The following is a 21,594-nucleotide window of genomic DNA, read 5'->3' as shown; positions in this document are numbered from 1 at the left end:
ACGAAAAACAAGGTTTTAAAGGTAACAGCTGAGAAATTATATTTTTCACTTCCTAAACGTGATCCTAGCTACATAAAGTGTGACTCAGAGCCTCCGCTTCACGCAGATAACTTTCATCGCCCCAAAGCTGATGAGCAAGTAAATACCATAGCATCGCCATCATCTGGCTTCTTGGTAACCATGCTTCTACACCATCAAGCCAAGGCTGAACATCATGGATTCCTCGCAGCTGACAGTACTTCTCAACCGCTTCTGTGACTGGCGCGCCAGCAACCGCAATGGTTAATGTTAAATCGAGCCTAGGGTCTGCGAGCGCAGCGTATTCCCAATCAATAATCTTAATGCAGTCACTGTTTCTCACTAGGTTATAACCACCTAAGTCAAAATGGCACAAAGACAGGTCAACATTGGTAATACTCGGAGCCACGCGCCACTCTTGATAAATCTTAGTGCAGGCTTCGGTCTTATGAATCGCATCAAGCTGCAGCCAGTAATGGTCGACTCGCGCCGTGAAACTGAATGGTTGCAGTGGTAATCGCGCAGTATTAACCAGATGAACAGAGATCAGAGTCTTCAACAGGTCATCGAGTTCTAGATCTTCGTAAAGTGTCTCACCCGCAATCCACTCAACCAGTAACCCCTGCTCATTCACTACCATTGGGCTTGGCCCGATACCGAGTCGCTCAATGGCAGACAGCACTTGGTACTCTTCATGGCGAGAAATGAAGAACGCTTTGGTGATAGGTGTGGTTGGCCGCCAAACATACGCGGTACCATCGGCATCGACCAACTTCCAACATCGATTGGTCAAACCGCCTGTTAATGTCTGTGCTCTAACTGGAGGCTCAGAAAAGTAACCGTCAAGCGAACTCAAACTGGTATCAAGAAGCTTAGCCTCAGACCAAGAAAAAATTGCCATATTTACTCCCTATAAACGTCTTAACTGCCCTATAAACGTCTTCATACCCTACAAAAAAGACACTGACCAAAAGCCAGTGTCTCTTCATAAACAGCACATCATGCACTGCATTGGCGTGTGACCAAGCTATACGCTGTCAAGATTAAGCGCCGCCAATACTAGACATTGTCAAATCCGGCTGCGCATAGTTGGCAAGTAAGCGAAATTAAAGGCCTAGTAGGCTCTTAGATTGTTGCTTACGGATTTCAGTCTCGTCAGCCCACTCAATCAAGCCAGACTCAAGATCCATTAGACGCATCGTCATTTTGTAGTACACGTCTTCATCGCTACCCGCTTTCTTAACGATGCTTGATAGGTTGCCGTACAGCATGTACTGAGCACCAACCATTTTACCGAATTGAATCGCTGAACTTTGGTTTACAAGCTCATCGTTGTTTTGGAAGTTCAATTGGTCACGAACAGACTCTACACGGTCCATATCAACGAAACGGAACTTACCAGAGTTCAGCATCTTAGTACTGATAGTGTCAGTGATTGACTCAGTATCGATGTGCTCACTTGTTTTGTTCTTGATTCGCTCTACAAACACGATTGGACGCTGTTCACGAGTAATGTAAGACACAGAACCAGACGCCATCATGCTATCGACCATTTCACCCGCAATCGTTTGAAGGTCAGTTGAACCGAAATCGATTGTCGTGGTTTCTACTGCTTGTGCATCACCGTAGCTTACCTTGTTTGAACAACCGCCTAAAATAACCGCTAAACCTAGTAGCGCAATGACACTCTTTTTCATTTTGTTTCCTCAACTTATCACTGAGCGGGGTTACCCACACTCTTAAATTCTTGTATTTACGAATCATGAGACCCGTTTAATCTAACTTACTGCTCTCGGAACTGGACTCTGAACTGAGTCGCTTTCGGGTTTACCGACACTTCCGACAACGAAATACTTTCAAAACCACGAACAATCGCTTGCTTCCAAGGACCTTGTTTAAGGTTGACCTCAAGCCCGGCATCGTCGTACCAGTAAAAACGATAAAGAATATGTTGATCGCCTTTATAGTTACTGTTTAAACGAACGATTCCTCGCGTATGACCGTCGACCAGATCGGTGCGAATATCTTCAACCTGTAAACGGCTGCCCAATACCTTGTCACCAAAGAAAACGTTCTGAGTCAGACTATCGACCCTTACGCCAGCTGTATTATCAGCACAACCAGCCAGAGCCATAACCGCTGCTAAGCTCACTAACCACTTTTTCATTACAGCCTCCCTAGCTGTTTATGCCACATTGTTGCGTTGTTTCCTTGTCGAGAAATCCACACCAAGGTGGTCTGCCCTTCTCGAATATCAAAGTCGTACGTTTTAGCGCCCGCTTCCAACGTATATTGACCGCTATTTGCTACAAACGTGCTGCTTTTAATCTCTGCAGGTAATGATTGCCAACTGCGAGTGTCTGGTTGCTCTGTCAGTGTGTTCCACACGTTGAACAGAATATTACCGACGTCATCGCCTTTGGTTGCTTCTTTACGAATGCGATCTTTCGCGACGACACGTAGCGCTTGGCGAATAACAATGCTCGTCATACGTTCCGATAAATCGTTCTGCGCCATCGCGTTTACGTCAGTGATCAAGTGCTCTTGTAACGGTTGACCGCTGATTCGCAAGGCAGAAAAACGCTCTCCGTTTTGGCTTGGGTAATATGGCAGCGCAAGAGAGTATATTGCCCCCTGATCGCGACTGTCATAAACAGGTAAATCCAGTCGCCAACTGTCCATAGCTTGTACAGCGCTCTGCTCTTGAAGAACAATCACTCGCCCTTCACCTGCACTAAGTTTAGAAGATTGCTTATAGCGTTTTTCTAATGTCGCTAAATCTTGTCGCATCCCTAAACGAGCGGCTGTTGCCATGGTTCTATCGATAATTTCTTGGTTATCTGGCATCACAGCCAAAGCACGACGATAGTCAACGTAGGCGCTGTTTAAATCATTTGAAGCTTCATAAAGCAGACCAGACAAGAACATCAGATATGCATTCTGTACTGACTGCAGTTTTTTACCCGCATCAGGGTAGTTGGCAAGGATGCTACCCACATTGGCAGACAAGCCTTGCTTCTTCGCATCGCTGGCTGCTTTGTCTAACTCAGCCTCGCGTTGCTTCTTCGCTTGTTCTTGAACTTGGTTGGCGCGACGCATTTCGATCACCGCACCTTCTAAATCGTTTTTCTTGAGGTAATTTAAACCGAGATACAGATGAAGAAAGCCCAACTCGTAATCGGCTGGCACATACTCGGTAATATTGTCATTCACAGCCAACGCACCCACACTGGTTGCACTGTCTGAGATTGAGATCACGGCTTTGCGTTGCTGCTCAGTAACCGCCTGATCAGCCACTTCAAACGAAGCCTTACTCTCAGGGTATTTTTGATCCAGCAGATTAATTCTGCCTCTTTCAAAGTTATCAAGGATGTCGCCTGCCGCGTAATCTGGTAGCTCTTGCTGAGCCTCTGAATAATCTCCAGATTTAACGGCTTGGTAGATCGCTTTGTTTTGTGCGCTGTAATGACTGAACAGGCTTCCTGCAGACATACTCGCACAACCTACGGTCAACGCCGATAACAGGGCAATGGAAGCGAATCTAAACTGTTGCTTCACTTATCGTCTCCGTGCATGTTTAAAATGCCTACTTTATTAGGGTCTGCTGACCTTTAATGGTCTCATTATCAAAACGAAACGCGTTGTAAAAAGGATCTCAAGCCAGTTGAAACCCTACTGATTTAGCCTCTGCCTAGGCGATGCCGATGTTCAGACAACAGATAGAACTTAAAGTTGGCATACAAACTACAAATTTTCCAACTAACTACTTGTGTTAACCCACTAATGAGCGCGTTTAAACTAGCTCATTAGCTTCCATTAACTCGTTAGCTTTTCATTAGCTCATTAACTTTTTATTAGCTCATTAATAGGGGGCCAAGTGGACGGCCGCCAACCAAGTGCATGTGAATATGATAAACCTCTTGGCCACCGTGAGAGTTACAGTTCACGATAAGACGATAGCCATCTTCTGCAATGCCCTCTTCTTTTGCTAACTTGCGAGCAACAGTAAACATGCGCCCCATCATCGCTTCATCTTGGACTTCAACATCGTTAGTTGTCGGAATCAGCTTGTTTGGGATGATTAGGATATGGCTTGGCGCGCGAGGGTTAATATCGCGAAATGCGGTTACTAAATCGTCTTGGTATAGTAGATCTGCTGGGATTTCTTTGTTGATGATCTTAGTAAAAATGGTTTCTTCAGCCATGTTTCTCTCCGATAAAACATTTATTTTTTAATGCTTTGAGTATGCGCTATGCCGCATCAAACCACAATAAATCTGCTTTAAAGCATAATAAAAAACACCGTTCAAATCAAAGAAAACGAGCCTTAGCTCTCAAGAATGGCATGTTGGTTATAACTGAGCGCTATTTTTGACGTGTGCGTCATAAAATGCGTAAGCCGAGCTCAATAGAATGCTGATAATTTTGTTAGTTTTACTTTGACCTGACATTAGGTCTGCATTTTTATTTAGGGAGAAAGCCATGAAGGGATCTGTGATCAAGCGTATGTACGCTGGTTTCGCACTGATCATCATCATGTTCGCAGTCACGATAACCATCATGATGAACAGCATGAATCAGATACACAGCAATTTTGAGAGTGTCTCAGAAACCTCATTACCACTTGTCGCGCTTTCAAATCAAACGAGTGTTCAATTGCTTTCTGCTGATAAGTCATTCAAAGATTTCTTAACCACACAAAACGCTGAACGCATGTCTGCAATGCGTACAGAATTTGCTGCATCACAAAACTCGTTTTCAGAAGTTCTCGGTAGTTTAGAAGCGGCAAGCCAAAACAATGCTTCACTTGTTGAACGTATCGCGCAATTAAGAGCAATGGAAGAACGCTACTTCGCCGAAGCTGACGAAGCGATGAACAACTACGTCGCGATGTTCGAAGCACAAGAACAAGTACAAAAAGCGTCTCGTGACTTCCAACGCTTACATTCAGAATTAACCGTTGGTATGAAAGAGTACGTTGCCGACCAAAAAAGCATCTCTGTAAAAGTGATGGCAAAGAGCTACTTCATCAAACTGCAAGACGCAGAAGTTATTACCTCTGATGCACTTGCTAGCTCTGATGTTGCCTTCGTTCAAAAAGCCCTTAACCAAAACAAAAAGGCCGTTACTCATCTTAACTACGCTTATCGAGGTCTATCAACACAACTACCAGCACTTAAAAATGTCTTCGATGAGTCGGTTCAGAAGTTCACCAAAGACGTTGGTCAGAAAGGTGGCGTACTAGACAAACACAACAACTACCTACAAGCCAAACAAGCGTTGTACGTGAACATCGCTAACCTAGCTCTAGAAGTTGACCAAGCGATGGCTGTTTTGGACTCATTCAACGTGACCGCTGAAGAGCAACTTAACTCATCACTCGCTGACGCAAGCAGCATCTACGACAAAGGCCTATTCAACGCGATTGCCATTGGCATTGTTGTGACTGTGTTCGCTGCTGCGATTGGTTACCACATTGCACACAGCGTACGAGAGCCATTAACTCGCATCCTCGGTACATTAGAAGGTCTAACTGAAGGTGATATGACTCAGCGTATCGATATTCGCTACGACAACGAATTCAGCCGCGTGAGCCGTCACATCAACACCTTGGCTGACAACCTGCACAATATCCTTGTGAAGTTGAATGATGCTTCAGATGACTTAACTAAGACTGCAAGCGTCAACCAGAAGACGTCATCTGAAACGCAGGCTCAATTGAACAGCCAACGTGAGCAAACCGCGACTGTTGCGACCGCAATGACAGAGATGTCTCATTCTGTACAAGAAGTGGCGAACAGCGCGCAAAGCTCACTCACCATGGTTCAACAAGTAGAATCGGCTTCTGAGTCTGGTCGTCAGATAATGAACACCAACATCAGTACCATTAACCAGCTCGAGGTTCGCCTTACTGAATCTGTTGGTGCTGTAGGTGAGTTGCAACAGATGAGTAGCCAGATTGGCTCAATCCTCGACGTTATCCGTGGTATTGCTGAACAGACCAACCTACTTGCACTCAACGCGGCAATCGAAGCAGCGCGTGCCGGTGAGCAAGGTCGTGGTTTTGCAGTGGTTGCCGATGAAGTACGCGTGCTAGCACAGAAGACCACTCAATCAACGTCTGAAATCGAGACCATGATCAGCAACCTGCAATCAAGCTCGAAAACAGCAAGCAACGTGATTGAAAGTTGTATGAGCGATATGGACATGTCGGTTCAACAAGCTTCAAGTGCCAACAGTGCGATGGAAGAGATCCAAGCCTTGATTCTAGAGATCAGCCACATGAGTACACACATCTCTCAAGCAGCCGCTGAGCAGAGTGAAACTTCTGGTGATATTGCGCGGAATATAGAAGACATCAACCATATCGCAGATAAGAGTTACCAAGCGATGTCTTCAATTGCTGAGGCAAGCCAAAACCTAACAATTCTCGCAAACCAGCAAGGTGATTTGGTTCATCAGTTCAAGCTATAGGTAGCTGAGAAATTGATAGATATTTAGTGAGAATATTGGGACTTCTTACCCAATAGTGATAACTATTTGAACAAGGGCAACTTTTATCAAGGGTTGCCCTTGTTTTTTATGATCTTTGTCATTATATGATTATTAAGGCTTGCTGCTTCCCGTTTTTTCTTTCACCTTTATGAGCGAGCCGCTATTAAGGAATTTATATGGCTGTTCATGTTGGCATTATCGATCAAGATCCCATTCGCTTGATCACCCCACTACTCGATAACCGAACGATCAGCACTCACATCGTGTTCATCGGTGACAAGAATCAAGTCAGTATTTACCAACGCTTAGACAGCGTTTTGCAGAAGCGCGACATTACGAGTGAATTTTTCGAGATTCCAACCCTCGTAAATACATCCGCGATTAAAGAGTCTATCCAAAACCTTGCCGAAGACCTCAAAGCTCGTGGTGAAGAAGTGAAACTCAACGCAAGTTGTGGCCTTCGTCACCGCCTACTTTCTGTATACGAAGTATTTCGTACTTACCACTGGCCAATCTTTGTTGTTGAACCAAACAGTGACAAGCTGTGCTGGCTTTACCCGAATGGTAAAGAAGACGCACAAGTTCAAGATCGCATCACTATCGACGACTACCTGACTGTGTTCGGCGCTCGTGGTGAATTCAGCGATGTACAGCTGTCTCCGCAACTTGATCAAAAGCTTTATGAGCTGGGTGAACGCTGGGCAAGTAATGCACTAGAACTCGGCCCTGGCCTCGCTACATTGAACTATCTTGCAACGACCTGCCGCAAAGAACAGAGACTTGATGTAGGGTTGTCAGAGAAACAACAAGGTTATCGCGAGCTAAACATGCTGTTGAGCGATTTGGTTGAAGCTAAGATCGCCACTTATGACAATGGTATTTTGACGTTTGCCAATGAAGACGCACGACGCTTCTCAAACGGCGAATGGCTTGAAACATTGGTTCATAGCACAGTTAAGCAGATCCAAGATGACATGCCGACCATTCAAGACCGTTCTTTGAATGTTCAGGTATACCGTCAACTGGGTGAACGTGAGGTTCGTAACGAGCTTGATGTTGCCTCTGTGGTGAACAATAAGCTGCACATCATCGAATGTAAGACCAAAGGCATGCGTGATGATGGTGATGACACCTTGTACAAACTGGAATCGCTTAGAGACCTGCTAGGTGGCCTACAAGCACGTGCAATGTTAGTGAGCTTCCGCCCTCTTCGCCATAACGACATCACACGAGCTGAAGATCTTGGCCTTGCATTGATTGGCCCTGACGAATTGAAAGATCTTAAAACACACCTAACGGCATGGTTTACAGCTGCGGGTGGCAGTGAAGATCTAGAGTACTAAAAACCAATAAGCTCATGAGAGCTCAATGCTCTTAAGCAGATTGTTAAAAAGGCGAATGACGATTAAGTCACTCGCCTTTTTTGTTGTCTGTTTTCTCTATTGATTACTTTCAGACGGCACAAAAAAATGGCCGCATCATACGATGCGGCCATTTTCAAAATTTAATGTCACTTGAAGACTTAATGCTCTCTAAAACTCAGAGCACTTTAAGACTTAAAGCATTTTACGAGCGGCTTCTACAACCACTTTGATTGAACGTGCTTCTGTTACTTTTAGAGTGTCGTGATCAGGCGTCTCTTTTTGAGTACGGTTGATGATTACACCAGCAACACAACCTGCTTTCAGACCAGAACTTGCACACATAGTTAGCAGTGTTGCAGATTCCATCTCGAAGTTTAGAACGCCCATGTCTTGCCATTCTTGCATAGAGCCTTGGAAGCGCTTAACAACGCGACCAGAGAACGTGTCGTAACGCTCTTGACCTGGGTAGAACGTATCGCTTGATGCCGTTACGCCCATGTGAACTGTTGCACCTGATTCATCAACTGCCGCTTTCATTGCTGTTGCAACTTCAAAGTCAGCCACTGCTGGGAACTCCATAGGAGCAAAGTGTAGGCTAGCGCCGTCTAGACGAACAGAACCTGTAGAAACAATCATGTCACCCACGTTTACGTGAGGTTGGATAGCACCAGTCGTACCAACACGTAGGAAAGTGCGAACACCAAGTTGAGCAAGCTCTTCAACTGCGATAGAAGTCGATGGACCACCAATACCTGTTGAACATACAACAACTGGTTTGCCGTCTAGCTCTGCGCGGTAAAGCGTGTATTCACGGTGACTAGCAAGGAATACTGGGTTCTCCATCTCTTCTGCAATTTTTTGCACACGAGCAGGATCACCAGGGATGATCGCAAGAGTAGCACCGTTAAGATCTGCTTCAGTAACACCTAAGTGGAAAACAGCTTGAGACATAGTTCGCTCCTTTTGGCTTATTGGGCTTTTTACCCTTATTTAAGCTCATAGTAAATTCGTGGGGTACGAACACACTCTAACCAAGCTCATTACAAAATGAAGTGACACATGTCACATGAATGATCGCAACAATAATTCAAGTTTCACAAAAAACCGATTGGCATCACAAAAATAAGCAATCCGCACGCCTATGTTGCATACTAATGAGACAAAAAGCGCCTTTAACGTATTACCGCTAAAGGCGCTTTTATATTAAGAATGCTCTATGTCGGTGAGCTCGATTTAGTCCGCTTTAGATTTAAATCGAAGCAGACGCAATGCGTTCAATGTCACCAATGCAGTTGCACCACTATCCGCTAAAACTGCCACCCACAAACCGGTAATACCTAACAAGCTTGTCACCAAGAATACGACCTTCAAACCAAGCGCAAGGGCTACGTTTTGACGGATGTTGTTCATGGTCGCTTGCGACAGTTCAATCATCGCTGGCAGCTCAGTTAAACGGTTATGAGTCAGTGCTGAATCCGCCGTTTCCAAAGCGACATCCGTACCACCACCCATTGCGATGCCGACATTCGCCGTTTTCATTGCTGGTGCATCATTAATGCCATCACCGACCATCGCCACGTGCGACTGTTGAGATAACTCCTCAACGTAAGATACCTTGTCGCTTGGCAATAGGCTTGCCTTGTACTGCATACCAATCTTGCTACTGATCGCTGCTGCACTGCGCGGATTATCGCCGGTCAACATGATAGATTGAATACCTAATTCATTAAGTCGTTCAATCGCAAGCTTAGCGTCACTGCGTAACGTATCTTGCCAAGCAATCAGACCAATCACCGTCGTAGCTTGCTCTGTTGATTCTTCTTGATCTTTAACCTCAAGAGCAACCACAACCGTCTTGCCCTCACCTTCTAATGCTTCTACCTGAGAAACCACATCGGCACCAAGTTCGAACGTGACTTTAGACGGTGACAGAACCTGATACTTAACACCATCAACATCCCCTTCAACACCACTACCAATCAACGCTTTCTTGTTGTGTGATTCAGGAATCTCAATATTCAGGTCTTTTACTTTAGCGACAAGTGACTGCGCCAACGGGTGAGTAGAGCCAACTTCAATCGCCCCAACCACACGCAGCATCGCGTCTTGTTGCCACCCCGATAGAGGTTGAATATCCGTAACCTGAGGCTTACCTTCGGTCAGTGTGCCTGTCTTATCGAAGGCGATGGTTTGGATTTTACCAAGCTGCTCTAGCGCTGCGCCGCCTTTAATGAGCGCGCCACGTTTCGCTGCTGCTGCTAAGCCAGAGGTAATTGCTGCAGGAGTCGAGATAACCAAGGCACACGGACAAGCAATCAACAATAGCGCTAGGCCACGGTAAACCCATGTTTCCCATGGCTGCGCAAACAACAATGGTGGTGTGATGATGACCAACAGAGCCACTACCATCATTAACGGTGTGTACCAACGGCTGAACTTATCGAGGAATCGCTCTAGTGGTGCTTTACGAGACTCTGCTTCTTCAATCAGATGAAGAATGCGATCGATCGCGTTCTCACCCTGTTTTGAAGTGATGGTGATACGAACCACTTTATCGACCACCACAGCGCCAGCCATGATGCTATTGCCTTCGATGTGTTCAACAGGAACAGATTCACCGGTTAACGCACTTTCATCAAAGCTTGCCGCGTCTGTAATCAATTGGCCGTCAGCAGGTAGACGAGAGCCCGCGGCCACTTCAATCACATCACCTGGAACCAGTTCACTGACTGCTACTTCTACACGCTCGCCGTTGATGATCTTAGTCGCGTTTTCTGGTACCAATGCCATTAGCGCTTGAACGCCACTTCTTGCTCTTGATGAAGCAAACGCTTCTAAGCGCTCACCAATCAAGAACAACAATAGAACCATCGCTGCTTCCGCAGTTTCGCCAAGGTACAAAGCACCCAGCGCGGCAACACTCATTAAGGTTTCAATAGCAAACGGTGTACCTGAACGCGCCAGCTGAATCGCTTTCTTCGCCACCGGATATAAACCAAGCAGACAAGTTACCGTAAACAAGCCTTCACTTAATTGAGGTGAGGTACTTTTCAGAAGCGCCGCAAACAGCATTGCCGCTGCAATCGCGATAATCTGTAAATTAGGTTGGATATAAGCTTGCCAAAAAGTCTCAGGTTGTTGTTTTTCTTTCTTTGAACCGACTTCCGTAAGAGGGAAACCCGTTTTGATAGAGACCTGTTCAATGGTGTCAGCAAGGCTTTCATTATCGAATTTCACAACCAGCTTTTCGGTAGCAAAGAGAACCTTCGCTTGAATAACACCGTCAATATTGCTGATCGCGTTTTCTATTTTTCTTGCACAAGCTGGGCAGTCCATTCCGGCAACCAGCCAACTTTTCGAAAATTTGGCATCGAGAGATAAAGTTGAGGACTGACTGTCTTCTTCTCCACTATCCGACGAACTACAACAATCATCTCCAGACGATGACGAAGCAACAGAAGAGCTACAACAACCAGATGAAGTACCTGCTGCTGTGATGCTTGAAATTTTAGGGCTAGAGCAACTTGCTCCTGCCGCTTGAGGTTGAACGTCCACTTTTGCTGAGCGGCACGCTGCATGTTTTGCGCACATAATGTATCTCCTTAATACTCAAAAGCCTTGAGGTTGTTGCTAACTTACGAGCAACAGAACCTTAAGTTCATCAAAAGTATAAACCTTGGAGGCTACTCCAAGGTCAAGAAGAAGTTTTCAAGAAAACAAAAATATTATGCCAGCGCCGATGGCTTACTGAGATTTAAGCTCCGCACACTCTTCACGGTTAGCGGATACATCATCAATAAGAACCGCATCGTGTGAACAGAATGGCTGAGTGTTCAAGCTGACAATCGACACATCATCTTCCACTGGATCAACTTGAGATCCTTGCATCAGTTCAGCGATATGATGTCGAAGCACCAAGATACCTAAAATTCCGAACAAAACATTACCCAAAGCTTGACCATAGAGAACACCCAAAGCGCCATACCATTGCGAACCTAGATATACGAACGGCAGAGTACCTAACGTCGCTTTACCCAAATTCAATGCTGTCGAGTAAAGCGGTTTACCTAGGTTGTTGAAAGACGTGTTGGCAACAAATAGTGCACCGTTAAAGGTGAAGGTTAACGCCACATAGGTACAGAAAGCCGCCACAATGATTGCTGCATCACCTTGTAAGCTAAAGCCTTGAATGACATAACCTTGAACGAAGTACAACAGAATACAAACAGCGATGGTGTATGCCGTAGTAACCAGCAATGAGTTATTGAGTGTTTCTTTTACTCGGTCCATGCGTTCAGCACCAAAGTTCTGACCAATGATTGGCCCCACAGCGCCAGACAAGGCAAAGATAACCGCAAAACAAACTGGCGTCAGACGACCTATCACGGCAAAGCCCGCGACAAAATCCTCACCATATTGTGCGATACCCGTTGTTACAATCGCATTACCGATAGGCGTTGCGGTATTGGTGATAATCGCAGGCAGCGCAATCGCCAATATTGGTCGAATATTAATGCGCCATTGCACAAAAGAAGGCGGAGCTACCAGCTGATGGCTGCGAATAAGAGGATAAAGCGAAAAGAATAGCACCGAGAAACGAGCGACAACCGAAGCGATAGCCGCCCCTTCGATGTTCCAACCAAAACCAAAAATAAACAGAGGATCGAGAATCGCGTTAACAATGCCGCCAGACAAAGTTGCCCACATCGAACGCTTAGCATCACCTGCCGCTCTTAAGCCCGCACCCGCTGCCATCGCTAACGCCAAAAATGGACCACTAGGTAGCAAAATCTGTAGGTAAGCTTGAGCGCGTTCGGCTGCAATGCCTTTGGCGCCTATCGCGGCTAGCAGCTCTGGAATATAAGCGAACATGATTGCAGTTATGGTTGAACTGATAACAAACGCAGTCAGCATGATACTGGTGCTTAGGTTTCGAGCGTGCTCTTGATTCTTAGAGCCGATGGCTTTGGACACTAATGCGCCCATGGCAATGGAAGTACCGATAGAAACGGAGGTAGAAAAGAAAGTCAGCGTACCTGCAAAGCCTACCGCAGCAGCCAATTCAACCTGTCCGAGCATACTGATAAACAGCATGTCGAGCAGATCGACCACAAATAACGCCATCAAACCGACAGAGCCAGCCCCCGACATCACCAATATGTGGCGCATCGTTGAACCTTCAACAAACTTTGCCGTTTGATTTGACATGAAACCTCCAAAAGTTGGAATACCCAAGAGCTAAAGCCTAATCAGCTGTTCAACTGGCTAGGGATCCAAAAAGAAAGGATCGACCAAGAAAAGCGCTATACAGAAAAAAGGCGCTAGTGCGCCTTTTTTCAATTGAGAGTATTGAGAAAAATAATCGTTCTTAACACGCTACTATACCTGATGTTTGAAGCATTCTTCCAAGTTCTTGCCAATTGCTCTCAAAACATCAGTTCTGGTGATAATACCCACCAGTTTTCGATTATCGATCACAGGGTATGCTTTAGGTTTTCCAACCTGCATCATGTCCGCCAATTCAATAATGGATAAGTCAGGTGACACCGACAGCACTTCTTGGTACATACAGTCACCCACAAGGTGTGTGTCTTGGCAGAAGTAACTGACCTTCACAAGTTTCTCGAGTAAATCCTGCTCTGAAAGGAAGCCAATCACTTGTTCGTTATCATCGATTACGGGCCCACCCATATGGTGGCTACGCATCACTTTGTCTAACGCTAGACTTAACGGCATATCAGGAGTAAATGTCACAACCTGCTGCGTCATGTAATCTTTCACTTTAATAGAATGCATTGCGTTCTCCCTAAATACTTTGCGTCATATATTTTCTATCTTGTTAAGTTAATTGTTGTCTAAAATCTTGATTTTACTAAATGGATTTCAACAATTTTATTGATAGGCAAAACCTAACAAGACAAAAAAGTGAGACAAACAAAGGGTTGAGCACGTTTTCGAACGCCAGAAAAAAGAAAAAAAAGAGCCCTTACAAAGCCTTACTTTCCCTTGCTTAACCTTACTTAGCCGAGCTAGCCTGCGTAAATAAACCCTGTAATCTTCACCTCACTAATAATTAGAAATCCCGTTTTAGGAAGTTTATGCAACACGACAACAACATGTACGCGTATATTTACGCAGGTAACGACGGCACAGAAAACACACTCATCGCCACTATCGATAATCAAGAAAAACCGCTGATATCAAGCTGCGTTGATGAGATAAAACGCATGTCATGCTTAGCCATTGATTTAGCAGCAAAACACGACCTAAAAGTGAAGCTGGTGAAATATCAAAGAGAACAAGAGATCGACTTCGGCCTATTCGTTAAATAGTGAATCCGACACTGATTTGGTTAATCTCTAACTGGCAGCCATAGTAGCATTAGCAAGCGCAATAGCCGTGAATGGCTGCCGAATTCGACCTGACAAGCCTAACGGGTAAAGGCTATAATGATCATACGGCGCCATTGCCGATTTTCATTGTCCCAATACGGTTTACTATGTCTTCTCAAACCTCACCTAAAACGTATCTAACGAATTCCTTATCTAAGTTAAAAAGCTACTTTAGTGAGTTATTGGATTTCCAATCACGCATTTGGGTGGTTCATATCTTTGAAGACTCTATTACCGATCAGTCGTTTGTGATTAATGAAGATGGCTTTAAAGAACCGCTAGAGTGGATGAAAAAACGTGATTACCAAGCGAGAATGCTTGATCGTGTTGATAAGATGAAAATCTCACAGGTGATTGAGATTCAGTTCGAAGACAAAATGCATCGCTTGATGCGAGTGAAGTAGCTTTATTGTTTGGGCGTTCACGAAAAGCCCTTGCTAGAAATCAAGTATAAAAAGGCCAGCGCTCGCTGACCTTCTCTCATTGATTACAAACCACCATCTAACGCGCACAATACTCATGCCACAGGCGCACCGCTTTCTGGTATGCCTCAGTTTTATCGTGCGTTTCTGCAAAGAGAATGGCTGTCATGCTGTCGACAACGGTATTCGCCATTAGCGCCATATCTTCAGCCGATGTGCCAAGTACACATTGACTAGGAAGTGGCAGCTCTAGGTTCATCATCTCTTCCCAGTAGAACGATTCGACTTTGTCAGGAGAGCTCATCCATACCGTTTGGCTAACTTTAGGATTATATTCCGACTCACCGTTCATCCCTTTGAATGAAATCACCGAGTGGGATTTATTTCCGATAACATGCTCAACTTCCGCATGAAGTTGTGGAAAGCCAGGATGGAAACTGCCACGCAGACCTAAACGGCCACCACCAGGATTCAATGCTCGAACTACCGTGTTAATTGGTGTTCTCAAACCGTAGCGGTGTTTCCAACCAATCATGGTTTGTGCTTCGGGCGCAAAGTTAGCTAGCGGTAAATAAGCAATGCCGTCTTGTTCAAGAATCGACTTAGCATGTTCAGGGCTCTCAGCACTTTGCACACCGACATCTTGCAAATGGCTTTCAACGTGCGTCCTACCGCTCGGCTTATCCATATAGCCATGCATTAACACTTTATAGCCATTGTCAGCTAAGATTTTTGCCGCCAACAAGTTCCAAGGCTTGCCACTGGCGTTATCGTTACGCTTACCTGCATAACACGGCCAATCAATATCAGCGCCTAAATCTGGCACTCGAGATTGAAACGCTTTTACAAAGCCAGCGATCTCTTCATTGGTTTCATTCTGCACACGAATCAACATCAGTAGCATAGCCATTTGGTCGTCACCGACTTCTCCGCTTAAATACTCATCCATGATGCGGTAGGCTTGTTCGAACGATAAAGGCTTACGCCCTCTTTCTCCTCGTCCAACTGTACGAATACACTCTAAAATACTACTCATTGATTGTTTATTCTCTTCCGTTGATATCAATAAAATTCGAATACACTTTCGATTCTATGATACCCACCGTGCATTGCAAAGCGATTCAGTTGCTCTCGACCGAATTACCAATACGCGGATTGGTGTTCTAAAAGTAAACTTACTGGTGTAAAATTAGCGTATGTAATGCTAACCGCGACATATTGAGTAGTATCCCGATGACTGTAAAAAAAACGCTGAGCCAAAGAAAACGTGAATCGATCGTTGCCGCTGCTATCGCAGAGTTTACTGAGCATGGCTACAAGGCCACCAGCATGGATAAAATATCGAGTCGCGCAGAAGTATCAAAGCGCACCGTATACAATCACTTTGCCAGCAAAGAACTGCTTTTAGATGAGATTCTAGACAGCATTTGGAGCAAAACTCTGGCCGCAACGCATTTCCCTTATCAAGCAGAACTGCCACTTGAAGAACAGCTTTCGTCGATAGCCAATCAAGAACTTGAGTTACTTGAGTCTGAAGGCTTCATCGACCTGTCACGCGTGTTGTTCTCAGAGTATTTCCATAACGCCGAACTGGCGCATCAAGCGATGGAAAAATATTCCCAAGCAGAAAGTGGACTTACAACCTGGATTAAAGCCGCGTTGGCAGACGGTCGTTTAGTAGAACTAGACCCACAATTCGCCTCCACGCAGTTCATTGGTCTGCTTAAGTCTTTTGCGTTTTGGCCGCAAATCATTGGTCATGTGCCGTCACCGGATGCTGCGCACAAACAAGTGATCATTACTTCAAGTGTCGAGATGTTCCTTAAACAATATCAGGCGTGATTTTGGTGGTTGATGAGAATTCAACCACAATAAAACCATCACTAGTATCTGCTGTTATTTTCCCTATACTGCAACCCACTTTCGTCATTACGACTCAGTAAAACTTCAACTTTAGGTAACCCTATGATTACTTTCACCACCAACTTTGGCGATATCGAGATTGAACTGAACCTTGAAAAAGCGCCAGTAACGTCGAAAAACTTCCTTAAATACTGCCAAGACGGTTTCTACGAAGGCACGACATTTCACCGTGTTATTGAAGGTTTCATGATTCAAGGTGGTGGTCACACTATCGACATGACAGAAAAACCAACTCGTGCCCCAATCGTCAACGAAGCAAACCGTGGCTTGAAGAATGTGATTGGTTCTGTGGCAATGGCTCGGACTGATGCACCACATTCTGCAACGGCGCAGTTCTTCATCAACCTTGATGACAACGATTTCCTAGATCACACCTCAACAACCAATGCTGGCTGGGGTTACGCGGTATTCGGTAAGGTTTCAGCAGGTATGGATGTGGTAAACAAAATTGCGAAAGCACCAACAACCATTCGCTGGGGACACGAAGATGTGCCTTGCGAAGATATTGTGATTACAAAAGTCACTATTCGCGACTAATTCATTCACGTCCTTTCCCGCCCCTAGTGCATTCGAATTGATGGCATAAAGAAAAGAAGGCTGTGCGATAGGACTATGGTGGTAAGGGTTCGACTTTACCACCTGTATTCAAAGCTCGTTGTTAGAATAGTTACCAGCGAGAACGATAAGTACGGTGACACCCTTTGCACGTCTTATTCGCAGAATTTAACCCTTGCTCTGCACTCGACAAGTCTTGTTCAACACTCGCCTGATAAAGCTCAGAAAAGCACTTGAAGAACAACTCGTTCCTATCCCCGTTCGTTTAAACAAAGAGTTGATGAACGAGTTAGATGCTGAAGAGCAACAACAAATGCTCAAGCTACTTCAGAAAGTAGTCGCGGCAATCTGATCTTACCGCGTTCACTGCTTAGCAAGCTTAGTGCTTAGAAATTATTACACTCTGAACGTGTATTGAAAAACAACCCACACTCGGCCTTGCGCCGAGTGTTTTATTTTCGTCTCGACCATTTGATATAGCAAAATAGTGAAGCAATGATCACCGCCCCACCGAGCAGCTTCTGCATCTCTACACTTTCGCCAAGCACACTCACACTTAACAGCAGCGTCCACACAGGCTCAAGAATCATGATCAATGCCGCCACTTCCATGTTCACGGAGTGCTGACCGACCGTTTGTAGCAAGTAACGAATAGACGTTGCGATCACCGCAGAGACAATAAACCAGAAGACTAAGGTTTTGGTGATTTCGAACTCCGGCTGAGCTGTCATAGAAGCAAAGGCTAAACCACTCACACCCACCACAAACAGTTGCACACAGATTGATGCGATAGGCTTGATATTGGTAATCACACGCTTGTTCATCACAAAGTGAACAGACAACAACATCGATGCTAGTAAGAAATAAATCTGACTCTGCTCAACATGCCAGCCGTTACCCAAAGTCAGCAACAGCATGCCAATAATCGCGATCGGGAAAGACATCCAAAACGCGCGATTAGGCTTAACTCGAAACAAAATCCAAGACACAAACGGTGCAATGATCATGGCTAAGCTCATGATGAATGCACCTTCCGACAAGCTTTCAGTCACCGAAACTGCAAACACCCATACCTGCAATGAGGCAGACAACAACAAACCCACGCCGCAAAGAGACAGAATCTGCTTAAACGAAAGCTTACGAATATGGTGAATACAAAATGGCAGAAGAATAAGACTCGCGACGAGGAATCGCACACCAATGAACACTGGCCCAGGCATTTCTAATACCACCAGCTTAGATGCAATCCATCCCACCCCAGCTAGCAGGGTGGCAAATAGAAGGTAAAACTCTCCGCGCATCGCTTTCACGTTCATCATTTTACTTAGTCCAATAACAAAAAAAGCAACCCGACTCTGCAAGGTTGCTTTTTATAAACATTCAACAGGATCGAGATACTATCTCAATACTCTGCTTCAGGCAGCTGTTTTTAGCCTGCGTATTCTGGGTAATCCGTTAAACCTTTTTCAGCACCACCGAACAATGTGTTTGGATCGTGCGCTGCAAGTGGGTAACCATTTTGAATACGAGCTGGTAAATCTGGGTTCGCAACGAATGGACGACCAAAACCAACCATGTCAGTTACGCCTTCAGCAACGGCTTTTTCGCCACGCTCGCTATCGTATTTACCCGCATAAATAAGGACACCCTCGTAGGCTTCACGAACTGCTGCTTTAAATGCTTTTGGCGTTTCAGGTGCATCGTCCCAATCAACTTCTGCAATGTGTAGGTAAACAATTTTGTATAGGTTAAGTAGTGCTGCCGCCGCTGTGTAAGTCTCTACTGGTGTAGCGTCAACCGTACCATTCAACGATGTGAACGGAGCAAGGCGTACACCAACACGGTCAGCACCAATCGCTTCAACCATAGCTTCAACCACTTCGCCTAGGAAACGTAAACGGTTTTCAATTGAACCACCGTATTCGTCAGTGCGGTTGTTTGCTTCAGAATCGATGAATTGGTTGATTAAGTAACCATTCGCTGCGTGAAGTTCGATACCATCAAAGCCTGCTTCAACCGCATTCAAAGCCGCTTGGCGATACTGTTCAACCACCTCTTTGATGTCTTGTTTCGTCATTTCACGAGGTTCAACCACATCAACAAAGCCCGGTTCATCAGTACCGTTATCGATGAATACCTTTACGTTTTGTGCTTTAAGTGCAGAAGACGAGATTGGCTGTTCACCACCAATGTTGTCTGGGTGTGTTACACGGCCTACATGCCAAAGTTGAGCGAAGATAACGCCCTCTTTTTCATGTACGGCATCAGTCACTTTTTTCCAACCAGCGATCTGCTCATCAGAATAGATACCCGGAGTCCAAGCATAGCCTTGACCCATAGGTGAAATTTGTGTGCCTTCAGCAATAATCAAACCTGCAGAAGCACGCTGAGCGTAGTAAGCCGCCATCATATCGTTTGCTGAATTACCAGGTTGCGTTGCGCGAGAACGCGTCATCGGTGGCATAACAATACGGTTTTTAAGCTCGATATTACCAAGTTGAATTGGTTGAAATAGTGCGTTTGTCATTGTTATATCCTCGATTAACCTAGTTGAATCAGTTCGATTTGGTAGCCGTCTGGGTCAGTAATAAAAGCGATATGAGTTGAGCCGCCTTTCACTGGACCCGCTTCGCGAGTGACGTTGCCACCTAGCGATTTGATTTTGTCACATGCTGCGTAAATATCTTCTACACCCAATGCCAGATGACCAAACGCGCTGCCCATCTCGTACTCATTCGTATCCCAGTTGTACGTTAGCTCGATAGTCGTGCCGCCTTGCTCATAGCCAACAAAAACCAATGTGTAGCGGTACTCTTTGTTTTCGTGGCGTTCAAGTTCCTTCATTCCCAATACCTTGGTGTAGAACTCGATAGACTTGTCTAAATCAGTAACTCGGATCATTGTGTGTAGGAATTTCATATTTCGCCCTTTTTAGCCCAGCAACCTGAGCCGATATAATCGTGAGTGGAGGTTACCCACTTCTTTGTTAGGGTTAATATACGAGCTGACAGCAAATAAATGAAATTATCATAAATTCTCATTGTGATAATTTTTTATTATAACTCACTTAATACAAGTGATTTGTTAAGAAGATATTTGGCAAACAAAAGATAGGGCGACGATCAGAAAGCGGAGCGCCAACTGTTTAGTGATTTAGACATGTCATTAGTCGTATTGATGATCTGCTCTCTCAACCACTTATGTGCCGGATCGGTGTTCTGTTTTTTCAACCAAATGAGGTAATGAGAGATAGGCTGATAATCGAAAGGCGGTTTGAACAACTGTAACCCAAGACGTTCCTGATACTGGATCGCCATAGAAAGCGGCACAACAGTGATGTAATCAGTCTGGCTACACAGCATTAGGTTACTGGCCATAGAGCTGCCGTGAATTACAATTTTACGCGAGGATAAGTCTAACGAAGTGTAGTGAGTCAAACTTCTTACTTGGCGACGTGTTCTGGCTAAAACCGCATGTTGCTCACTGAGATATTGCGCCTCGGTGATCTCACCTTTGATCCTAGGGTGCCCATTTCGGCAAACAATCACAAACTCACTGTCGTAGAGCTTTTCGCTCATCATGCTTGAATGCTCAGGCAACACAATGTCGATCATCAAATCAAACTTCTGAGTTAATAGATCCTCATGGACTTGATCATCACTATCTGGTTGGTCATACACCTCAAGAGATAAGCCTTGGTTAGATAACTGAGAAAATCGATCGAGCAACATCCACTTTAAATGTTCGGGAACCGAAGCCACAAACCTGCGCTCTGTACTCGCTTCATCAAACCCAGCCATACCTTGAAACACGCCGTTGAGCTCGTGTATTGGCGCTTTGATTTGCTCATACAAGCTTTGCGAGTAAGCAGTAGGCACAACCCCTCGCCCACTGCGCACAAACAACTCTTGGCCAATTTCATTTTTCAGTCGGCCGAGCGCAGTGCTGATCGTCGATTGATTGGTATTCAAATGATCGGCAGCCTTACTCAAACTGCCCTGCTCCATCACCGCTGAAAACACAGCCAATAAGTTAAAATTCGGAATGTCATTACTCATGATTCAGTGCTCATTTGGCGATAGATTTAATTATCTTATCGTAAAAGCGATAGAATGAAACAACGGATGCTCATTGAGAAAACAAAACTGAGAAGGAAGCATCATATGGTAAAGAGCAAAAATGTCAGAACAACTCACTCTTTCGAATAGCTGCCACATTCGCCAGATTGGAATCTAAATCTCTTCGCTGTGCCAGTAACGCTTAATCCACCCAAACTCACCCTAGACTGGTCGGAGTATTCAATATTTCCGTCCTGCCTTATTGATACTTTTATAGCCACTTCTATGATCCAGGCTAATTAAATAGACATATTTTATAAGCCGAGTTTGAGCCTGTTCAAATAAACCCACCTCACGTTTAAGCAAC

21 protein-coding genes and 1 pseudogene are annotated in these 21,594 nt (G+C 45.0%); 7 read left to right on the top strand and 15 right to left on the bottom strand.

What is annotated here, in order from left to right:
* Nucleotides 1-64: 64 nt before the first annotated feature.
* The 5 genes from AB4486_RS17820 to hinT form a co-directional block, all read right to left on the bottom strand.
* Nucleotides 65-919: a phosphotransferase gene (locus AB4486_RS17820; RefSeq protein ID WP_017060224.1), complete on the bottom strand. Its 855-nt coding sequence runs from the start codon at nucleotides 917-919 to the stop codon at nucleotides 65-67.
* 205 nt (nucleotides 920-1,124) lie between these two features.
* Nucleotides 1,125-1,715 carry a penicillin-binding protein activator LpoB gene (gene lpoB / locus AB4486_RS17815; RefSeq protein WP_017060223.1) on the bottom strand — a complete coding sequence of 197 codons (591 nt, stop codon included), beginning with the start codon at nucleotides 1,713-1,715 and terminating at the stop codon, nucleotides 1,125-1,127.
* A gap of 86 nt (nucleotides 1,716-1,801) precedes the next feature.
* The gene (locus tag AB4486_RS17810; RefSeq protein WP_017060222.1) at nucleotides 1,802-2,185 is read right to left on the bottom strand and encodes a YcfL family protein; all 384 of its coding nucleotides are present in this window, start codon (nucleotides 2,183-2,185) and stop codon (nucleotides 1,802-1,804) included.
* Nucleotides 2,185-3,576, bottom strand: coding sequence for a COG3014 family protein (locus AB4486_RS17805; RefSeq protein WP_372117974.1), 1,392 nt, complete (start codon nucleotides 3,574-3,576; stop codon nucleotides 2,185-2,187). The genes AB4486_RS17810 and AB4486_RS17805 overlap by 1 nt, the downstream gene beginning before the upstream one ends.
* 296 nt (nucleotides 3,577-3,872) lie before the next feature.
* On the bottom strand, nucleotides 3,873-4,223 hold the full coding sequence (gene hinT / locus AB4486_RS17800; RefSeq protein WP_017060220.1) for a purine nucleoside phosphoramidase: 351 nt from the start codon (nucleotides 4,221-4,223) through the stop codon (nucleotides 3,873-3,875).
* A 277-nt stretch (nucleotides 4,224-4,500) separates the two neighbouring features.
* Between hinT and AB4486_RS17795 the strand changes: the two genes are divergently transcribed.
* Both AB4486_RS17795 and AB4486_RS17790 read left to right on the top strand, forming a co-directional pair.
* Nucleotides 4,501-6,492 (top strand): methyl-accepting chemotaxis protein, encoded by a 1,992-nt coding sequence (locus tag AB4486_RS17795; protein WP_017068093.1) that lies wholly within the window; start codon nucleotides 4,501-4,503, stop codon nucleotides 6,490-6,492.
* Between the two features lie 197 nt (nucleotides 6,493-6,689).
* Nucleotides 6,690-7,856: a DUF1887 family protein gene (locus AB4486_RS17790; protein WP_102429147.1), complete on the top strand. Its 1,167-nt coding sequence runs from the start codon at nucleotides 6,690-6,692 to the stop codon at nucleotides 7,854-7,856.
* Nucleotides 7,857-8,069: 213 nt separating this feature from the next.
* Here the strand turns inward: AB4486_RS17790 and udp are convergent, their stop codons facing one another.
* The 4 genes from udp to AB4486_RS17770 all read right to left on the bottom strand — a co-directional run bounded on the left by udp (nucleotide 8,070) and on the right by AB4486_RS17770 (nucleotide 13,673).
* Nucleotides 8,070-8,828, bottom strand: coding sequence for a uridine phosphorylase (gene udp, locus AB4486_RS17785; protein WP_017065292.1), 759 nt, complete (start codon nucleotides 8,826-8,828; stop codon nucleotides 8,070-8,072).
* 282 nt (nucleotides 8,829-9,110) lie between these two features.
* A complete protein-coding gene (locus AB4486_RS17780) occupies nucleotides 9,111-11,468 on the bottom strand; it encodes a zinc/cadmium/mercury/lead-transporting ATPase (RefSeq protein ID WP_372117972.1) in 2,358 nt (785 codons plus the stop codon).
* 153 nt (nucleotides 11,469-11,621) lie between these two features.
* Nucleotides 11,622-13,085 carry an MATE family efflux transporter gene (locus AB4486_RS17775; protein WP_017065289.1) on the bottom strand — a complete coding sequence of 488 codons (1,464 nt, stop codon included), beginning with the start codon at nucleotides 13,083-13,085 and terminating at the stop codon, nucleotides 11,622-11,624.
* 171 nt (nucleotides 13,086-13,256) lie between these two features.
* A complete protein-coding gene (locus AB4486_RS17770; protein WP_017060213.1) occupies nucleotides 13,257-13,673 on the bottom strand; it encodes a CBS domain-containing protein in 417 nt (138 codons plus the stop codon).
* Nucleotides 13,674-13,975: 302 nt separating this feature from the next.
* Between AB4486_RS17770 and AB4486_RS17765 the strand changes: the two genes are divergently transcribed.
* A complete protein-coding gene (locus AB4486_RS17765) occupies nucleotides 13,976-14,209 on the top strand; it encodes a hypothetical protein (protein WP_017060212.1) in 234 nt (77 codons plus the stop codon).
* Nucleotides 14,210-14,376: 167 nt separating this feature from the next.
* Nucleotides 14,377-14,673, top strand: a complete 297-nt coding sequence (locus AB4486_RS17760) for a hypothetical protein (RefSeq protein WP_050622140.1) — start codon at nucleotides 14,377-14,379, stop codon at nucleotides 14,671-14,673.
* 97 nt (nucleotides 14,674-14,770) lie between these two features.
* On the opposite strand, the gene AB4486_RS17755 is transcribed toward AB4486_RS17760, so the two are convergent.
* Nucleotides 14,771-15,757, bottom strand: a complete 987-nt coding sequence (locus AB4486_RS17755) for a glycosyl transferase family protein (protein WP_081324522.1) — start codon at nucleotides 15,755-15,757, stop codon at nucleotides 14,771-14,773.
* A 167-nt stretch (nucleotides 15,758-15,924) separates the two neighbouring features.
* Here AB4486_RS17755 and AB4486_RS17750 point away from each other — a divergent pair, with 167 nt between their 5' ends.
* Nucleotides 15,925-16,533, top strand: coding sequence for a TetR/AcrR family transcriptional regulator (locus AB4486_RS17750; protein WP_017065287.1), 609 nt, complete (start codon nucleotides 15,925-15,927; stop codon nucleotides 16,531-16,533).
* Nucleotides 16,534-16,656: 123 nt separating this feature from the next.
* The gene (locus tag AB4486_RS17745) at nucleotides 16,657-17,151 is read left to right on the top strand and encodes a peptidylprolyl isomerase (RefSeq protein ID WP_017060208.1); all 495 of its coding nucleotides are present in this window, start codon (nucleotides 16,657-16,659) and stop codon (nucleotides 17,149-17,151) included.
* A gap of 130 nt (nucleotides 17,152-17,281) precedes the next feature.
* On the opposite strand, the pseudogene AB4486_RS17740 reads toward AB4486_RS17745, so the two are convergent.
* A pseudogene (locus AB4486_RS17740) lies at nucleotides 17,282-17,398 on the bottom strand (cytochrome c); the annotation flags it as partial.
* Between AB4486_RS17740 and AB4486_RS17735 the strand changes: the two are divergent.
* Nucleotides 17,366-17,521: a hypothetical protein gene (locus tag AB4486_RS17735; protein WP_017070441.1), complete on the top strand. Its 156-nt coding sequence runs from the start codon at nucleotides 17,366-17,368 to the stop codon at nucleotides 17,519-17,521. The pseudogene AB4486_RS17740 and the gene AB4486_RS17735 overlap by 33 nt on opposite strands.
* 100 nt (nucleotides 17,522-17,621) lie before the next feature.
* Here AB4486_RS17735 and AB4486_RS17730 read toward each other — a convergent pair whose 3' ends face one another.
* The 4 genes from AB4486_RS17730 to AB4486_RS17715 form a co-directional block, all read right to left on the bottom strand.
* Complete coding sequence (locus AB4486_RS17730) at nucleotides 17,622-18,488, bottom strand: DMT family transporter (RefSeq protein ID WP_372117969.1); 867 nt, start codon at nucleotides 18,486-18,488, stop codon at nucleotides 17,622-17,624.
* Between the two features lie 110 nt (nucleotides 18,489-18,598).
* Nucleotides 18,599-19,696 (bottom strand): alkene reductase, encoded by a 1,098-nt coding sequence (locus AB4486_RS17725; protein WP_017065285.1) that lies wholly within the window; start codon nucleotides 19,694-19,696, stop codon nucleotides 18,599-18,601.
* Nucleotides 19,697-19,710: 14 nt separating this feature from the next.
* Nucleotides 19,711-20,088 carry a lactoylglutathione lyase gene (gloA, locus tag AB4486_RS17720; protein ID WP_017066787.1) on the bottom strand — a complete coding sequence of 126 codons (378 nt, stop codon included), beginning with the start codon at nucleotides 20,086-20,088 and terminating at the stop codon, nucleotides 19,711-19,713.
* A gap of 203 nt (nucleotides 20,089-20,291) precedes the next feature.
* Nucleotides 20,292-21,227, bottom strand: a complete 936-nt coding sequence (locus AB4486_RS17715) for a LysR family transcriptional regulator (RefSeq protein ID WP_102394217.1) — start codon at nucleotides 21,225-21,227, stop codon at nucleotides 20,292-20,294.
* Nucleotides 21,228-21,594 lie beyond the last annotated feature (367 nt).

Origin of the sequence: Vibrio sp. 10N.222.55.C6 (assembly GCF_041473395.1) — a bacterium.
In the GTDB taxonomy this organism is placed as follows: domain Bacteria; phylum Pseudomonadota; class Gammaproteobacteria; order Enterobacterales; family Vibrionaceae; genus Vibrio; species Vibrio crassostreae_C.
This window is presented reverse-complemented; position numbering and strand designations above follow the sequence as displayed.

Bases quoted from the DNA above. Each gene is read 5' to 3' on its own strand.
- AB4486_RS17820 (WP_017060224.1), bottom strand. From the start codon at position 919: ATGGCAATTTTTTCTTGGTCTGAGGCTAAGCTTCTTGATACCAGTTTG.
- lpoB (WP_017060223.1), bottom strand. From the start codon at position 1,715: ATGAAAAAGAGTGTCATTGCGCTACTAGGTTTAGCGGTTATTTTAGGC.
- AB4486_RS17810 (WP_017060222.1), bottom strand. From the start codon at position 2,185: ATGAAAAAGTGGTTAGTGAGCTTAGCAGCGGTTATGGCTCTGGCTGGT.
- hinT (WP_017060220.1), bottom strand. From the start codon at position 4,223: ATGGCTGAAGAAACCATTTTTACTAAGATCATCAACAAAGAAATCCCA.
- AB4486_RS17795 (WP_017068093.1), top strand. From the start codon at position 4,501: ATGAAGGGATCTGTGATCAAGCGTATGTACGCTGGTTTCGCACTGATC.
- AB4486_RS17790 (WP_102429147.1), top strand. From the start codon at position 6,690: ATGGCTGTTCATGTTGGCATTATCGATCAAGATCCCATTCGCTTGATC.
- udp (WP_017065292.1), bottom strand. From the start codon at position 8,828: ATGTCTCAAGCTGTTTTCCACTTAGGTGTTACTGAAGCAGATCTTAAC.
- AB4486_RS17780 (WP_372117972.1), bottom strand. From the start codon at position 11,468: ATGTGCGCAAAACATGCAGCGTGCCGCTCAGCAAAAGTGGACGTTCAA.
- AB4486_RS17775 (WP_017065289.1), bottom strand. From the start codon at position 13,085: ATGTCAAATCAAACGGCAAAGTTTGTTGAAGGTTCAACGATGCGCCAC.
- AB4486_RS17770 (WP_017060213.1), bottom strand. From the start codon at position 13,673: ATGCATTCTATTAAAGTGAAAGATTACATGACGCAGCAGGTTGTGACA.
- AB4486_RS17765 (WP_017060212.1), top strand. From the start codon at position 13,976: ATGCAACACGACAACAACATGTACGCGTATATTTACGCAGGTAACGAC.
- AB4486_RS17760 (WP_050622140.1), top strand. From the start codon at position 14,377: ATGTCTTCTCAAACCTCACCTAAAACGTATCTAACGAATTCCTTATCT.
- AB4486_RS17750 (WP_017065287.1), top strand. From the start codon at position 15,925: ATGACTGTAAAAAAAACGCTGAGCCAAAGAAAACGTGAATCGATCGTT.
- AB4486_RS17745 (WP_017060208.1), top strand. From the start codon at position 16,657: ATGATTACTTTCACCACCAACTTTGGCGATATCGAGATTGAACTGAAC.
- AB4486_RS17730 (WP_372117969.1), bottom strand. From the start codon at position 18,488: ATGATGAACGTGAAAGCGATGCGCGGAGAGTTTTACCTTCTATTTGCC.
- AB4486_RS17725 (WP_017065285.1), bottom strand. From the start codon at position 19,696: ATGACAAACGCACTATTTCAACCAATTCAACTTGGTAATATCGAGCTT.
- gloA (WP_017066787.1), bottom strand. From the start codon at position 20,088: ATGAAATTCCTACACACAATGATCCGAGTTACTGATTTAGACAAGTCT.
- AB4486_RS17715 (WP_102394217.1), bottom strand. From the start codon at position 21,227: ATGAGTAATGACATTCCGAATTTTAACTTATTGGCTGTGTTTTCAGCG.